This window comes from Oleiphilus sp. HI0117 (assembly GCF_001635235.1).
In genome coordinates, this window is sequence record NZ_LWGA01001159.1 from 1 (window position 1) to 775 (window position 775).

Annotated in this window: 2 protein-coding genes; both read left to right on the forward strand. The window is 48.4% G+C overall.

The features are described 5' to 3' along the window. The coding region (locus A3757_RS20560) for a GatB/YqeY domain-containing protein (protein ID WP_197470171.1) at nucleotides 1–196 on the forward strand (196 nt) is incomplete at its 5' end. A gap of 116 nt (nucleotides 197–312) precedes the next feature. Then, the coding region (locus A3757_RS20565; protein WP_231878338.1) for a CHC2 zinc finger domain-containing protein at nucleotides 313–775 on the forward strand (463 nt) is incomplete at its 3' end.

Below are 775 nucleotides of genomic sequence, written 5' to 3' on the forward strand. Positions count from 1 at the left end.
TGTGATTGAGACGTTTCTACCCGCGGCACTGACTGCCGAGGAAATTGATGCTTTGGTCGCCGAGGCAGTGGCGAGCTCTGGAGCAGAATCAGTTCGGGATATGGGCAAGGTGATGGCGGTGCTTAAGCCTCAGCTTCAAGGTCGAGCTGACGTCGGTAAGGTAAGCCAGATCGTTAAGCAGCGCTTAGCTAGCTAGACTTCAATTCCAATTATCTCTTGAACAGAGCGGGTCTACTACAAGGTAGTCATTTAGTCTTTGTTTCATGGCTTATGCTATATTATGCATCTTCATTGAGTAGTGTGTCGTAGCAGATGGCAGGATTAATCCCACAAGATTTTATAGAAGACCTCGTCGCGCGAGTGCCTATCGCCGAAGTTGTGGGTTCGCGCGTACAGCTTAAAAAAGCGGGTACTGCACTGAAGGCCTGTTGTCCTTTCCATCAAGAAAAAACACCCTCTTTTCACGTTAACGCTCAAAAGAACTTCTACCACTGCTTTGGTTGTGGCGCGAGTGGTAACAGTATTAACTTCCTGCGCGAACACGATAACCTGGATTTTAATGAAGCGGTTGAAGAGCTGGCGAAGATCGCTGGCATCGAGGTGCCGAGAGACGAAAAAGTCCAAAAGGTATACAGCCTTCAAGCAAAGTTGTGGGAAGCTTTAGAGTACGCAAATCTGAAATACAGGGATGCGCTAAAGTCTCATGCCAATAAATCGCGTGCTCAGGACTACCTGAAAAGGCGTGGCTTGTCGGACGAAGTGATTGAGCGCTTCG